The 13,644-nt window shown below is 67.0% G+C and carries 11 protein-coding genes and 1 CRISPR repeat array; all 11 genes read left to right on the top strand.

The genetic code is table 11. From position 1 onward, the window contains the following. Window positions 1-88 precede the first annotated feature (88 nt). The 11 genes from ABZ911_RS30455 (at window position 89) to fxlM (ending at window position 13,617) form a co-directional block, all read left to right on the top strand. Entirely contained in the window at window positions 89-487 is a 399-nt protein-coding gene (locus ABZ911_RS30455; protein WP_358063708.1) for a Dna2/Cas4 domain-containing protein, read from the top strand. Next, window positions 465-1,460 (top strand): CRISPR-associated endonuclease Cas1, encoded by a 996-nt coding sequence (cas1, locus tag ABZ911_RS30450; RefSeq protein WP_358063705.1) that lies wholly within the window; start codon window positions 465-467, stop codon window positions 1,458-1,460. Before ABZ911_RS30455 ends, cas1 begins: the two co-directional genes overlap by 23 nt. A 4-nt stretch (window positions 1,461-1,464) precedes the next feature. Further along, complete coding sequence (cas2, locus tag ABZ911_RS30445; protein ID WP_358063458.1) at window positions 1,465-1,728, top strand: CRISPR-associated endonuclease Cas2; 264 nt, start codon at window positions 1,465-1,467, stop codon at window positions 1,726-1,728. Window positions 1,729-1,862: 134 nt separating this feature from the next. Next, window positions 1,863-3,495: a CRISPR direct-repeat array (repeat unit 30 nt; unit sequence GTCCTCATCGCCCCTGCGAGGGGTCACAAC). Window positions 3,496-3,679: 184 nt separating this feature from the next. Beyond that, window positions 3,680-3,802 carry a hypothetical protein gene (locus ABZ911_RS30440; protein ID WP_358063455.1) on the top strand — a complete coding sequence of 41 codons (123 nt, stop codon included), beginning with the start codon at window positions 3,680-3,682 and terminating at the stop codon, window positions 3,800-3,802. Then, complete coding sequence (locus ABZ911_RS30435) at window positions 3,802-5,145, top strand: hypothetical protein (protein WP_358063452.1); 1,344 nt, start codon at window positions 3,802-3,804, stop codon at window positions 5,143-5,145. Before ABZ911_RS30440 ends, ABZ911_RS30435 begins: the two co-directional genes overlap by 1 nt. Before the next feature lie 16 nt (window positions 5,146-5,161). Next, window positions 5,162-5,872, top strand: coding sequence for a 2'-5' RNA ligase family protein (locus ABZ911_RS30430; RefSeq protein ID WP_358063449.1), 711 nt, complete (start codon window positions 5,162-5,164; stop codon window positions 5,870-5,872). A gap of 672 nt (window positions 5,873-6,544) precedes the next feature. Next, a complete protein-coding gene (locus ABZ911_RS30425) occupies window positions 6,545-6,685 on the top strand; it encodes a hypothetical protein (protein WP_358063446.1) in 141 nt (46 codons plus the stop codon). A gap of 96 nt (window positions 6,686-6,781) precedes the next feature. Then, window positions 6,782-7,024 carry an FxLD family lanthipeptide gene (locus tag ABZ911_RS30420; RefSeq protein ID WP_358063702.1) on the top strand — a complete coding sequence of 81 codons (243 nt, stop codon included), beginning with the start codon at window positions 6,782-6,784 and terminating at the stop codon, window positions 7,022-7,024. Between the two features lie 176 nt (window positions 7,025-7,200). Continuing rightward, window positions 7,201-10,224, top strand: coding sequence for a lantibiotic dehydratase (locus ABZ911_RS30415; protein ID WP_358063443.1), 3,024 nt, complete (start codon window positions 7,201-7,203; stop codon window positions 10,222-10,224). Beyond that, window positions 10,221-11,495, top strand: coding sequence for a lanthionine synthetase C family protein (locus ABZ911_RS30410; RefSeq protein WP_358063441.1), 1,275 nt, complete (start codon window positions 10,221-10,223; stop codon window positions 11,493-11,495). The genes ABZ911_RS30415 and ABZ911_RS30410 overlap by 4 nt, the downstream gene beginning before the upstream one ends. A 28-nt stretch (window positions 11,496-11,523) precedes the next feature. After that, window positions 11,524-13,617 (top strand): methyltransferase, FxLD system, encoded by a 2,094-nt coding sequence (gene fxlM, locus ABZ911_RS30405; protein ID WP_358063438.1) that lies wholly within the window; start codon window positions 11,524-11,526, stop codon window positions 13,615-13,617. The last annotated feature ends 27 nt before the right edge of the window (window positions 13,618-13,644 follow it).

Raw genomic sequence — 13,644 nt, 5'->3', positions numbered from 1 at the left:
CGAAGACATCGGCGGGACCCACATCAAGTACCTCTACCACTGCCGCCGTCAGCTCTGGCTCTTCCTGCGGGGCGTGTGACCAGAGCACCTGAACGCGGCGGTGCAGTTGGGCGAGGCCGTCCACGACACCACCTATACCCGAAATACCCCCGTGGATCTCGGCGCCGCCCGCCTGGACTTCGTTGATGGGCACAAGTGGGTGCACGAGGTGAAGTCGTCCAGCAAGCCGACCGCCGCAGATGAGGCTCAGGCCCGCCACTACTGCCACCGTCTGCACCGTGTCGGAGTCGACGCACAAGGGGCGGTCCTGCACTATCCCAAGACCCGCCGGACAAAAAAGCTGATCTACACCGAACAGGACGCGATGCAAGCAGAAGCCGATATCGCCGATGTCCTGGAGACAGCGGTGCTGCCAGTCTCCCCGCCCCGACTCGCCCGCAGCGCCTGCCGCGGATGTAGCTTCACTGACTACTGCTGGACGGAGTGACCCTTGCCGACCGCACTGGCTGACCAGCCCCTGCCGGATCCGGCGCAAGGATCAGTCACTGCTGATCGAGCGTGAGAACGCCTCACCCGTCCACATCCCCATCACCGATGTGCGAGATATTGTCGCCTGCGCTGAAACTGACATCAACACTGCGGTCGTTTCCCTGCTCAACCGGCACCGCATCAATGTCCATCTGCTCAGCTACTACGGCGATTATGCGGGCTCCCTGCTGACCTCTGACACCAGCACCTCAGGTGAGACCGTCCTCGCCCAGGCCCGGCTTGCCGGCGACCCCGACGCCGCTCTGAAGATCGCACGCGATATCGTCGAAGCCACAGCCTTCAATGTCCGCCGTGTCGTCGACCGCAGACTCCTCACCCGTCCCTACACCGTTCTCCAAAACACCGTAGCCGAGGCTGAAAGCGCTGCCCACCTGATGGGCGCCGAAGGAACTTTCCGCCGCTCAGCCTGGGCCGTCATAGACACCAAACTCCCCGAGTGGCTCCAACTCGACGGACGCAGTCGGCGACCGCCCAAGAACGCCGGCAACGCCTTCATCAGCTACGTCAACGGCATCGTGTACGCCCGTGTCCTCACCGCCGTCCGCCTCACACCTCTGCACAGCGGTATCGCGTTCCTGCACAGCAGCATGGAACGCCAACGGCACTCTCTCGTGCTGGACCTGTCAGAGATGTTCAAACCACTCTTCGCCGAGCGCTTGCTCCTGCGCATGGCTGGCCGCAACCAACTCAAGGAACACCACTTCGATAGTGACACTAATCAGGCGATGCTCAGCGAAACCGGCCGTAAACTCGTCGTCCAGACTGTCCGGGACGAGTTCGCCGTCACTATCGCTCATCGTGCCCTGGCCCGTTCTGCGGCCTACGATGAACTGCTCTACCTTGATGCCCTGGCTCTGACCCGCCACTGCCTGGAGAACACCGGCTACAAACCCTTCCGGATCTGGTGGTGACTCCGTGTACGTCGTGGTGGTCTATGACACCGCAGCCGAACGGAATCCGCAGATCCTGCGCACCTGTCGCCAGTACCTCCACCACGTCCAACGCAGCGTCTTCGAAGGACAGCTCACCTCAGCTCAGCTACGTCGTTTCCAAGACGCCGTCACCAACGTCCTCGACCTTGGCTACGACAGTGTCATCGTCTACACCTTCCCGCCCGGCAGCACCCCTCAACGCCTCGCGTGGGGAGCGACCGAACCTGAACCCACGGATATCCTTTAGCTCCGCTCCTTGATCTCTTCATAGCGGCACATGTCAGCGACACGCCGGGCTTTCCCGCACAACCGGAGGTCTGCTGAAAACCGGCCCCTGAACCCGTCGGCTCCACCGCCGCCGACCAGCGGCTTTACCTTGGGGTCCTCATCGCCCCTGCGAGGGGTCACAACAGCGCATGAACACCCTGTATGGGCGCAGCTACCAGGTCCTCATCGCCCCTGCGAGGGGTCACAACACCTGCCCCCGGTGGCGGTCGCGGTGGACGTCCCCGTCCTCATCGCCCCTGCGAGGGGTCACAACCTGGCAGAGATGGCGGCCGAGTCCGGCAGGCCGCTGCTGTCCTCATCGCCCCTGCGAGGGGTCACAACGCGATCAGCCGGACGATGGCGAACGGCAGGAAGAACTTGTCCTCATCGCCCCTGCGAGGGGTCACAACCCGTACAGGCCCTCTTTGCAGGCTCGCTTCAGGATCGCGGGTCCTCATCGCCCCTGCGAGGGGTCACAACAGTCTGACGCCGCCATGACCGCCCTGCTGAACATGACGGTCCTCATCGCCCCTGCGAGGGGTCACAACATGACGAGCGCGAAGCCTTTTCCGACCTTGACAAGAAGTCCTCATCGCCCCTGCGAGGGGTCACAACATGACCTGCTGATCCCTCATGTACTCAAGGATGGCCGGTCCTCATCGCCCCTGCGAGGGGTCACAACCCGTTGGGCCAGTGGATCCACACCGGGTCGCCGGGGTCCTCATCGCCCCTGCGAGGGGTCACAACAGCTGGTAGGCGCGGGCCCGAGACATGTCCCATCGCGTCCTCATCGCCCCTGCGAGGGGTCACAACGGTTTGAGCGGAGCGAGAAACCCGGATCGGCCTCCGGCGTCCTCATCGCCCCTGCGAGGGGTCACAACTTCAACCCGGACTGGGCGTACACAGTGGCGTTCGACGGTCCTCATCGCCCCTGCGAGGGGTCACAACACGACCACGCCGATCGGTTCTGCGGGCATGGATCCGAGTCCTCATCGCCCCTGCGAGGGGTCACAACTTGAGGGAGTTCCAGCTGATCGTGACTGCGCGCGGCAGTCCTCATCGCCCCTGCGAGGGGTCACAACCTGCCGTGTCAGCCAGCTACGTAGAGCCTTGTCTTTGAGTCCTCATCGCCCCTGCGAGGGGTCACAACCTGCGAACCCCTCCAGTTGATGGGAAGCACGGGCTGTCCTCATCGCCCCTGCGAGGGGTCACAACTCGAGCTGGCGGTCGCGTAGCCGGGTGAGGTTCACGTCCTCATCGCCCCTGCGAGGGGTCACAACGCCAGGTACGCCACCGATGCGTCTGCGGACAGGGCGTCCTCATCGCCCCTGCGAGGGGTCACAACAGGTCGGCGTGTAGGTCGAGCGGTGCACGCACCAGTCCTCATCGCCCCTGCGAGGGGTCACAACTCCGCTCATAGGTTGATTCACGATCGGCCCTCTCGCATGTCCTCATCGCCCCTGCGAGGGGTCACAACCCTACTGCTCTAGCGTCCACGAGGTAGAGCAGCAGTCCTCATCGCCCCTGCGAGGGGTCACAACACCAGCTGTCCGCCGCCGTGGCCCACGTGCCGTTCCTGTCCTCATCGCCCCTGCGAGGGGTCACAACCTGCTGTACATGATCCGCTCGGGCGGCCCGAGGTCATGGTCCTCATCGCCCCCGCGAGGGGTCGCAACGTGCACGGCAGGCAGCGGCAGCCACCCGTCACGTTCACCGGGTCCTCATCACCCCTGCGAGGGGTCACAACAGCGTTACGAGCGCGATCCCGGCACGGCCAGTGTTCCCGCCATCACCGGCGTTCATCCATGGTTCGAAGAAGTGCCACACGCCCACAGGAACGTACTGAGAACGCTGCTATTCCTCCTGACGTCCGATCAGCTGGCGCCTACGCTCATAGTTTGAAGTCGTCCCATCTGAGGGAGCTCTGATCCATGGATGCGGAGATCGTTCTGGCCGAGTTCGGCGAGATGGAACGGCGACTGCTTGACGACGATGGTGGGCGGGTTGCCACACGTTCACGCCGCGTGGCCGCCACGGTCTTAGGACGTCTGTGATGACGCGCTTTCGTCGTCTGGTTCGCGAACGAGGATGGACATCGTTCGAGACCTTCTCCAGGCAGTTCGTTGCTGCGGCGCAGCGAGCTGCCGAGCATGAGGACGATCCTCGGCTGCGCCGTGTTGCGGTTTCGCGCCGGAGCTTTGATCGGTGGATGCACGGAGGGCTCAAGGGGACGCCTCGTCGTGAGCCGGCCCTGGTTCTGCGCCACATGTTCGGCATGTCGGTGGAGCGCCTGTTCGAGACCGTCGACGACGCCCACCTGATCAGTCCTCCTGGCACGGTAGCGCTGGCCCAAGGCGTCGAGTCGCATCTCGGCGGCCACGATCTCGATGATCCGCTGCAGGTGGTGGGCCAGGCCATCGCGTTGACCACGTCCCAGTCCAACCCAGCTCTACTGGTCATGGCGGAAGAATCCATTCACAGCATCGTGGACAGGTATGAGGCGCTGGGGCCGCAGCGCTTGGTGGGCGAGGCCCGTCTGGTTCGGCGGATGCTGCATGTGATGCTGGCTGGGCACCAGCCGCCGCGGATGTGCGCCGAGTTGTTCGGCCTGACCGGCCGGGTCGCGGGACTGCTCGGCTACATGGCGGCCAATCTCGGGGTGATGGACGCCGCGCGGGCCTATTGCACCGAGGCGGAGTTGCTCGCTCGGGAGGTAGGTGACGTGCCGTTGGAGATGTGGGCCTTGGGCACGCGCTCGTATGCGCTGTACTACGAGCAGCGATACGCCGAGGCCGATGCGGCCGCTAGAGCCGGGATCACGCTGGCACCGTCGAACGCGCAGGCCATTCGCCTGCTGGCCAACGGCAGGGCCCGCGCTCTGGCCCGGATGGGAGATCGGCGCGGAGCCGAGCAGGCCATCGGGCAGGCGATCGAGTTGTCGGAGCGCGAGCCATCCTTGCCTGAGGGGATGAGCCCGTGTATCGCATTCGCCCCGTATTCGATGGCGCGTTCGTTGTCCAACGCCGTCACCGCCCATCTGTCGCTGGACGATTCGGCGCAGGTTCTGGCCTACGCCGCCCAGATCAACGAGCTGGTCGAGCTCTCCGATTCACGTTGGAGCCGGGCCTTGGTCGGGCTGGATGTTGCCACGGCGCTCGTCCGCCACGACGCTCCTGAGATCGGGCAGGCCATGGCCCTGGGACGCAGCGCGCTGCGCGCCACCGCCGAGGTCCCCATCCAATCTGTGTGGCAGCGCGCGAGAGAGTTGCACGAGCAGGTCAGCCGCTGGCGCGACGAGCCGGAAGTCGGCGACTTCGCCGAGGAACTCCAAGCCTGGCGATCACGGCTGCACACTGACGTGATCATGACCGACGCCCCTGCGGTCAACGCGCTGTAGAACAAGGAGACTCGTGGTGCTTCCTGTGCTGGCCCCAGATCCACACTCCTTCCCTGTCATGCCGCCGGCCGACCTCGACAACTCCCGCGTGATCGTCGAGCATGAGTGGACCGCTTTCACCGAGATTGAGCAGATGACCAGCCACTGGGATCGGCCCGGCTGGAGCGACGGCCGTCGCGCCTACTACTGGATGCTCACCTTCGCCGAACATCGGCGGCTGAGCGAGACGGTCGAGGCGTGCCAGCGGTCGGTGGCATGTCTGGGTATGGACCCGGTCGCGGGCCCATGGCTGCACGTGACGATGACCCGAATCGGCGATACCGCCCTGGTAGCCCCCCGCGACATCGACAAGCTGGCGAAATCGGCTCCGGCCCTGCTGCCGCACGAGTTCGAGATTGCCGCTCAGCCTCTGACGGGCTCGCGCGGGGCGCTGCGCTTGTCCCTGGCCCCGTGGACGCCGCTGATTGGCCTGCACGCCGCGCTCACGGAGGTAGGACGGCGTGCGGGAATGCCCGGCGGCAAAGCCACAGCCGGCTTCCGCCCGCATCTAGCCGTGGCCTACAACAACCGCCAGCGGCCCGCCCAGCTAGTCGCCGAGGCGGTCAGCCAACTGCGATCCCTAGCACCGGTCACGGTGCCTGTGCAGGGCGTCGACCTCGTCGAACTGCGCCGAGAAGGAGCGAGCTACCAATGGAAGCCACTCCATCGCCTCGCACTATCGCACTAGCGATCACACGGAAGAATTGGCGGCGAGGCTGCCTGTCTATCTCGCGTGTAGACGCTCCCGCCAGTCGGCGCAGGGGCGATCGAGGTGTTCCCGCGGACTCGCCGCCGCGCAATACGCCGTGGATAGGGATAACGAGGCGCAGACGAAGACAGGACGCCTGTTGACGACCTCCTTTCCGCCACTTGCTCGCCACTTGTCTACGCGCGAGTTCTGCTCGCAGGGCCGGACACCCTCGTAAAGCAGCATATTTCGCGCAGCCGTGATAGCCGATGGCGCGGGAAGTGGCGAGTATGTGGCCCATGTTTGGCGTAGCAGCGCCAGTGGTTGGCGGCCACCCTTGAAGGTGCCGACGCCGGGCCCGCGCCATTCGGCCCAGCGGCGCCTGGACGTGACATGCACCATCAAGTCTCACTTCCCCACCCGGACACGGGTCGCGATGGCCCCACCCCTCCCCATCGGTGAGCAGCCATCTCGGCCGCACGCTACCCAGAGGCCCCTGATGACATCTGGAACCGCAGATCAATCCCATGCTTGCCCGCCGATCAACCCGCATTTGCCGAACGCCGCCCGTATCTACGACTACCTGCTGGGCGGCAAAGACGGGCCGCCACCGAGCGGGCTACTCGCAGGAGAGCGTCCGTATTCACCCAGCTCACACGAGAGGAGGGCCGGATGGACCTCATCATGCTTGCCGCGATGAACAGGCTGTGGGGGCCAGCAGTGCAGGCCGCCGAGAAGGATCAGCCGAATCTCGATCAGATGCCCAACCGTGAGGGAGCAGGTGCAGACAACTCCAAGCCCCCTCTGGAGTAGGCGCAGTGACGAGGTACCGCCGGGCGTGGTGGCAGCCCCGTATGCGCCGACATTCTCACTCTCAAAGCGCGTCAGGCTCCGCCCGATAGGGCGGTGATGGTGGCTCCCGCCATGCGAATGCGGGGCCACCCGTACGACCCTGGGCCCGAGATCGGCCTAGGGAATTACAAGGTGGAGGACGCCATGCCACACAAGCCGGGCCAAACGCCCACGCGAAGTGCCCCGGAGTTCGACCTGGACGTTCGCCTTCTGGAGGTGACCGACCCGGGCGGGCTGATCAACGTCACTGATGACGGATGCACCAGCACGTGCGGCGCCTGTGTCACCGGCGCCGCCTGATCAGGTTCTCGTCCGCATACCGGTCGGCGCCGCCGCACAGATTTTCCCCGGCAGCGGCGCCGGCCGTCACCTGACACCGCTATCACGGAGGAAACGTGCGCTCACAGGCTCACCCAGCGGGGTTCCGGTCCACTGGAACGGCGCTCATCCGTGCCGCTGCCTACCCACAGCTCGACGTGCCCCCGTGGCCCGACCTGACCGATACTTCGCGCGAGCACGTCTCCTCCTGGGTGGGCTGGCTTCGGCGCATCTGGGCGAGCGACGAAATCGCGGAGGCTCTGGAGCATGCCAGCCCGGCGCTGGCCCGGCAGGTGCGCACCCTCTGCTCGCCCGGGGTCCCCACGGTCCGCGAAACCCGGCGCGCTGTGCTGTCGGTGGCTCGCTACCTGATGCGCATGACAGGGCGTGCCATGCCGTTCGGCTTGCTCGCGGGAGTGGCCCCGGCCTCCTTCGCCGACCGAACTGAACTTCGCTGGGGCACGCGAGATCAGGCCATCGCCCGCGCCGAGGCGGAATGGCTGGCCGAGGTCATCGCCCAGTTGGAGAGCTGCGGCGCTCTTCTGGCTCGACTGCCCGTGGTCGCCAATACCACGCTGATGGTGCGGGGCAGCCGCATGATCGTGCCCTACCAGCCGCAGGCGCACGAACAGGGAACAGGAGCGGTGGAGGTGTCCCTGCGATACACCACAGCGGTGCGCGCCGCCGTCGAGACAGCCCGCGGACCACTCCGTGTGGGTGAACTGAGTGCGAAGCTGCGGGCCGAGTTCCCCGACGCTGCGCCGGCAGCGGTCATGGGGATGCTTGCCGAGCTGGTCGCGCATCGCGCGCTGATCACCAGCTTGCATGCTCCCAGCACCGAGCCCGACGCCCTGGGCCACCTGGTGCGGCAGTTGGAGACTGTCGGCGCCGCCACGCTCACGCAGACCGCTGACTTGACGGTCACGCTGAAGGACCTCCACACCGCGCTCGAGCGACACAACCAGTCGCCTGTCGGCGAGGGGCGTGACGTGCGCGCCGAGCTGGCCGAGCGGATGCGGCGCATCGCTCCGTCCAAGCGGCACCCCTTGGCGGTGGACCTGCGGTTGGACGCGGCGGCAGTCCTGCCCGACATGGTGGCTCACGAGGTCGAACGTGCCGCGCTCGCCCTGACCCGGCTGAGCGCCTACCCGGTGGGAACCCCCGTCTGGCGGGCCTACCATCAGCGCTTCTACGAGCGGTTCGGCATCGGGTCGTTGGTGCCGCTGCTGGACGTCGTCGCGGACAGCGGTATCGGCTGGCCGGACGGTTTCCCAGGCACAGCGACTCCTGAGCGGCGCTCACCGATGTCAAGCCGGGATGAGACGCTGCTGGCACTGGCCCAAGGAGCAGCGCTCGACGGCCGTGACGAGATCGTCCTGGACGAGTCTCTGATCGCAGCCTTGGAGCTGGGCCCCGAGCATCTTCGCCCACCCCCGCACCTGGAGGTCGGAGTGCGGGTGCACGCCGCCAGCCAAGCGACCCTTCAGCGCGGTGACTTCACTCTTGAGGTGGTGACCGTCTCACGAGCCGCAGGCGTGCTGACCGGCCGGTTCCTCAGCGTGCTTCAGCCACAGGATGGCGCCTGCGTGGCGGCGGGCCTGGCTGACCTACCGGGCGGCGACAGCGACAGCGAGGCAGCGCAACTGTCCTTTCCTCCGCTGGATCCGAGCACGACACACGTCACGCGATCCCCGCGGATCCTGCCGACCTTGATCAGTCTGGCCGAGCATCGCGCGCCCGATGAGCGGGTGCTGACCGTGGAGGATCTATTCGTCGGTTGCGACGGTCGCCGTATGTACCTGGCGGCCCCCTCCTGTGGCCTGCGACTGGAGGCGGTAGGCATGCACGCCCTGAACCTGCGCACCCACACGCCGCCGCTGGCCCGCCTTCTGACCGAGCTAAGCCGCGCACAGTACGCGCAAGTGACGATGTTCTCCTGGGGCGCTGCCGAACGCCTGCCCTTCCTGCCTCGGGTGCGCTACGGCCGCACGATCTTGTCTGCGGCGCGGTGGCGGCTGGACGCGACCGAGGTGGCCGCCCGATCCCAGCCGTGGGCGGTGTGGGATGACGCCTTGACCGGCTGGCGCACCCGCCGCCGCCTGCCGCGCCGAGTGCACCTCACTTCAGGAGATCGCCTCCTGCCCCTCGATCTCGACCAGGCTGGGCACCGGGCGCTGCTTCGCGCCCACCTGGACACTGCCCCGCACGCCGTCTTGACCGAAGCCGCAGCACCGGTAGACGTCGGCTGGTGCGAAGGACGGTCCCACGAGATCATCGTGCCGCTCACGGCTGTCGAACCACCGCCGTGGCCGAGCCTGCCCCGACCCGGCCGTCCACGGGTCATCCGGCGTGATTCCGGCCAACTCCCTGCCTGCTCCCCGGTGCTGCTCGCCAGCCTGTACGGTGACCTCCACCGCCAGGACGTCATCCTCACTGAGTACCTGTCCGACCTGCTCGACCGACTTGGCCACCCCTTCTGGTGGTTCGTCCGCTATCGCGATCCCGACCAGCATCTACGCCTGCGCATCGCCCTCCCCACTCCAGCGGCGTTCGGCGGCGTCGCCCACACGGTGAGCGCCTGGGCAGGCGAACTGCAACAGAGCGGCCTGTTGCGCGAAGTGCTCTACCCCACCTCCTACCGGGAGACCGGCCGCTGGGGATCCGGGCCCGCGATGACCGCAGCCGAGGCCGTGTTCGGCGCCGACTCCCGCGCCGTACTCACCCAACTTGGACTGATCGCGCGGCCTCACCGGCAGGCGCTGGTGGCCGCGCACTCCGCCGCCATCGCCATCGCCTTCACCGGCAATACCACGGCGGGCATGCAGTGGCTGATCGACCATGTCCCGGCCACCGCGCCCACGCGAGTGCCGCGTCCGCTATTCGCTGAGGCCGTCCGCATCGCCAATCCCCACGACGGCTGGGCGGCGCTGCGTTCCCAAGAGGGCGGTGACGCCATCGTCGCCGCGTGGGAACCCCGCGATCGGGCCTTGGCCGACTACCGCACTCACTTCTCCGGACCCGACACCGAAGGGATCGCGTTCGACGACGTGCTGGGCTCGTTGATGCACGTCAACTTCGTGCGCGCCTGCGGCATCGACTTCGACGACGAGGCCGCCGGGCTGTACCTGGCCCGCGCTGCGGCCCTTGCCTGGCGGGCCCGCACGAACGGGGGCCAGAGATGATCGCCCACCATCCCGTCGGCACGCTGGCCCTAGCGGTCGCTGATCGACTGGCTGACCCCGGCACCGCGCCCCCAGTGTTGATCTCCCAGCCATGGTGGCGCCAGTCCCTAGCCCACGGTGCGCCCGGTATCGCCCTGCTGCACATCGAACTGGCCGCCGCCGAGCTGCGTCCGTGGCAGCGCGCCCACGACTGGCTGGTCTACATCACCAGCGCCCCGCTCACCTCGGGACCCGACAGCCACCTGTTCTACGGAGCGCCTGCCGTCGCCCACGCCGTCACCTGTGCCGCCACCCAGATGCCCGGATCCTTCGGGAAGGCGCTGGACGCTCTCGATCAGACGATCACCGCCGACATCCGCCGACGTGTCGATGCCGCCCACACCCGCATCGACGCGGGGCGACTGCCCGCCCTGGCCGAGTTCGACGTAATCCGCGGCCTGACCGGTCTTGGCTCCTACCTGCTACGCCGCGATCCCAGCAGCAAGACGATGCGCGCCGTGCTGGAGTACCTGGTGCGGCTGACCGAGCCGGTGAAAGAGGGCGGGGAGACGCTGCCCGGCTGGTGGACCCTCTCTGGGCCGAACGGGCACCGGGCCGAGCACTTCGCGGGAGGCCACGCCAACTTCGGCATGGCCCACGGCATCGGCGGCCCGCTGTCCCTGCTGGCGCTCGCCGCACGTCGCGGCGTCACTGCGCCTGGCCACCTCAAGGCGATGCTGCACATCACCCAGTGGTTCGACCAGTGGCGTAACGACACCAGCGCCGGTCCCCGGTGGCCGTACTGGGTCAACCGGACTCAACTGCGCGCCGGAAGCTTGGAGATGGGTGGCCCTCAGCGGCAAGGCTGGTGCTACGGCGCCGCGGGTCTCGCCCGCGCCCAGCAACTCGCCGCCCTGGCCACGGGAGACACACAACGCTTGAACATGGCCGGACACGCCTTCGCCCAAGCGGTGGCCGACCCCGCCCAGCGGGCCACGACCGAAAATCCATCGCTGTGCCACGGCTACGCCGGGATGGTCCACCTCGTCACGCATGTCGCCACCGGCACCTACCCGGCCACCACCGCCCAGCTCCACGCCCTCCTTCCCGCGCTATTGGACGACGTCCTTCCGCGACAGGCCGAGCCCCGGCACGCTATGGCTGCGCTGCTCAACGACGAAGCCGGGCCCGCCTTCCTCGAAGGAGCCTCCGGCATCGCCCTGGCCATGCTTACCCCCCTCACGGGGGCAGCCCCTCGCACCGGTTGGGATTCCTGCCTGCTCATCGTCTGAGGGCCCGATCGTAAGGACGTCTCAACTGATGCCTACCGTCAACTGGCGCCAGCTCAACATCAAGTTCCACGACAAGGCAAGCGCCGAACACATCGCCGCCCACGAGCTGCTCCCGGTACTGGTCGCCGCCCAGGAAGCCGGGCTCCTCCAGGGGTGGTGGTTCGTCCGTAAACAGCCCTGGAAGCTGCGCTACCGGGAGCACAGCGGCCGTTCCACTATCGTGACCGACCTCCTGGACACGCTGGCCGTCGACGACCGGATCGCGAGATGGTCACCCGGAATCTACGAACCTGAGACGCGGGCATTCGGCGGGAAGGCCGCCATGGAGGCCGCCCACATCCTGTTTCACAGCGACAGCCACCACCTCCTCACCCGCGCCGCGCAGCTCGACGCCCCGGCTCTGGGGCAGCGCGAGACCACGGTCCTACTGTGCAGCACGCTGTTGCACGCCGCCGGACTGGACTGGTTCGAGGAAGGCGACGTCTGGGCCAAGGTCGCCAGGTTCCGACCGGCCAGGCTCCAGACCATGAAGTCCCAGACAGCAACCAACCTGACCCATGCGATGCAGCAACTCATGATCACCAACGTCCGCACACTGAGCGATCCGGCCCGCAACGGTCCGCTGAGCGGCTATGAGGATTGGGTCAGCGACTTCGAGCAGGCCGGGCATGCCTTGGCCGCCCTGGCACGCCATGGACGGCTGAAACGGGGACTGCGTGCGGTCCTCGCCCACCACATCATCTTCCACGCCAACCGCGCCGGACTTCCGGTGGAAGATCAAGCCGCCATGGCCGCGCTGGCGCTGGGCGTTGTGTTCAACTCGGCCGAGGACACCGTGTCTCCAGCCGTGACCCCCACCGAGATCACTAAGGTCAACCGAATGACTACTCTCAGCAATGATCGCTCTGCACTGCCTGCCGACCAACTGCGTGCCGAGTTGGCCGACCGGCTGTGCGCCCACGACGTGCTCCGCACTCCCGCCGTCGAGGCCGCCTTCCGCCACATTCCCCGGCACGTGTTCCTCCCGGATCTTCCGCTTGACCAGGCATACGCCGACTCTCCGGTCTACATCAAGCAGGACGCCTTCGGCGCCAACATCAGCGCGGCCAGCCAGCCGTGGATCGTCGCCGCGATGCTCGAACAGCTCGCGCCGCAGCCTGGCGACTCGATCATGGAAGTCGGTGCGGGCACCGGCTACAACGCGGCGATCGTGGCCGCCATCGTCGGCCAGAGCGGTCACATCACGACGATCGACGTGGACGAGGATCTCGTCGCCGGGGCCCGCGAACACCTGGCCGCAGCAGGCGTCGCCAACGTCGAGGTCGTCCTGGGCGACGGAGCCCTCGGCTACACCGCGGGCGCCCCCTACGACCGCATCATCGCGACCGTGGGCGCCTACGAGACGCCTACCGCGTGGCTGGACCAGCTCGCTCCGGGTGGGCGCCTGGTCGTGCCGCTTCGCCTGCGCGGTACCAACTCCCGCAGCATCGTCTTCGAGCGCGGCGACAACGGTTGGTACAGCACAGATAGCAAGCTGGCGGTCTTCATGCCGCTGCGTGGCATCGGGGACGACGCTCGGCGCATTGTCACGCTCACCTCCGAGCAGGACGTAGCACTGCAAGTCCACAAGGACCAGACGGTGGACGCCGAAGCCCTCACCGGCATCCTGGACAGCGAGCGGCACGAGGACTGGACGGGAGTGCTCTTCCCGCCGGAGGTGCCGCTGGAATGGCTGGAGTTGTGGCTGTGCCTGCGACTCGACAACGCCCTCATGCGGATGAACGTCGAAGCCCAAGCCAAGGAGCGTCGCCGGGTCACTCCCATGTTCCCGTGGGGCTCCATGGCGACCGTCCAGGGGCCTGATCTTGCCTACCTCGCCATCCGGTCTGCAGCGCCGTCCGAGGATGGCGGGAAACTGTACGAAGTTGGTGTCATCGGTCACGGCCCCTCGGGTCACAAGCTCATGGAGCAGGTGGCCGAGGAGATTTGCCGCTGGGACACTGACTACAGCGGCCGTGCCGTCCGGTTCGAGATCCCCGACACACCGGCGACGGCTGACCCCGTCGCCGGCCGGTTCGTCCTGGAGCGGCCCCACCATCCCATCACCGTCATCTGGGAATAGCGGCATGGACCCCGTAGGGCCGCTGGC

The organism is Nonomuraea sp. NPDC046570 (assembly GCF_040645915.1).
GTDB lineage: Bacteria > Actinomycetota > Actinomycetes > Streptosporangiales > Streptosporangiaceae > Nonomuraea.
The sequence above is the reverse complement of the archived record's forward strand: the minus strand, read 5'-3'. Positions and strand labels throughout refer to the sequence as shown.